Here is a 1,505-nt window from a genome sequence, read left to right as displayed (position 1 = left end):
CTTGAATTCGGCTTGTACAAAAGATAAATCAAAATTCGTATTATGCGCAACAAAGATACAATCTTCCAGCATGTCATAAATGTCTCCGGCCACATCTTCAAAAATCGGTGCATCTTTGACGTCATCATCTGAAATATTGGTCAAGTCTTGTATGAATAAAGGGATTTTTTTACCTGGTTGAATGAAGGTTGAAAAAGTAGATTGGATTTGCCAATCTCGTACGAATACAACGGCAAATTGAATCATCCGATCCCCTTTTGCAGGCGAATGACCCGTCGTTTCAATATCTACAACGGCATAAGTAGGGCTTAACATAAAATATCAGCTCACAATTTAGACTTCTAACAAAAAAATTGTATCACAAAACATCTATGGAAGTGTAACTGACACGATGTGATGAGGTCTATTTCAAGAAGGAGGTTATTGCCAAATGGACATATGGAAACATTTCACCGCCATTTTTATCCTGGCTTTTTCATTATCTGCTTGCAAAACGGAATAAGAGGTACTTCGTGACCAACATCCTGTTGGCCCAAGTAAGCTTGCTAGTTCGTCTGCGGAAAGGGCGCAGATTCCATTTTTAATAAATTTAAAAAAGCCAAAGAAAATAACAATATCGCATTTTCCACAAAAATGGTAGATGAAAAAGAAATGATTGAAACATTACGATTCACCCTATAAAAAGACACTATTCCAGACTGGATTCCGGTTTGCTTTTGACTTCCCCCTGTATAACTTACCTGAGCAAAAAACATCCCGATGTTGTAAATTTGGCAGTTTCCTTAATTTTACTCCGTTTAATTTCATCATTCCTTATAATCAAAAAGGTTATTTGGAATTTTTATGGAATATATATTTATATCTATTACATTATTCTCATTCCGAATAACTTTTAAGATTATTTGAAAGGAAGTTGGCTTATAAAAAAAGAGAAAAAGATAAGAATCATATACTCACTCATATCATTAACAATGATATCAGTTATTTTGTTTATGCTTTATTTGAATAGCTGGCATCAAAAACAATACTTTCTAGATAATATCCAATATCCCTTAGTCGAATTACAAGGAATTTTGCAACAACAAGAAACAGAAGGTTGGAACAACCCTCAGATTGTTTCGAACCAATTAAATCTTATTCTTGATGATCTATGGTATGGAACGGCTTCCCATACATTCCCCTCCAAAGGACTGAGTAAAGAAGAAATGGAAACCATCCAAAAGATTGCTTCTGCATTAAATCAATTACCGACAAATTCAAATTACCAACTAAGCACTTGGACAGAAGAAGATATAAAGAAAGCTCAATTTGTAAATCAAGCACTAATTAAAGCTGAACTGAAAATGGAGAATACAATTTCTGTTGACTGGGACTACTTCATGGCGCAATGTGAAATATTGCAACAAGAATTACTATTTATTAATCAACCTTGAGCAGTTACCTAAAATGAATTACATCATAAAAAAGAGGAAAGAAGTGAGATCACTTCTTTCCTCTTTTTATTC

Annotated in this window: 2 protein-coding genes; one reads left to right on the top strand and one right to left on the bottom strand. The window is 33.9% G+C overall.

Features of this window, described 5'->3' with window-relative positions; translation table 11 throughout:
• The coding region (locus tag AC1DSL_RS18090; RefSeq protein ID WP_477533309.1) for an exonuclease domain-containing protein at positions 1-315 on the bottom strand (315 nt) is incomplete at its 3' end.
• Between the two features lie 587 nt (positions 316-902).
• On the opposite strand from AC1DSL_RS18090, the gene AC1DSL_RS18085 reads away from it, so the two are divergent.
• The gene (locus AC1DSL_RS18085) at positions 903-1,433 is read left to right on the top strand and encodes a hypothetical protein (protein ID WP_477533308.1); all 531 of its coding nucleotides are present in this window, start codon (positions 903-905) and stop codon (positions 1,431-1,433) included.
• The last annotated feature ends 72 nt before the right edge of the window (positions 1,434-1,505 follow it).

The organism is Paenisporosarcina sp. P4_D4 (assembly GCF_056401835.1).
Note: the sequence above shows the minus strand (reverse complement) of the source record. Positions and strands in the feature narration are given on the sequence as shown.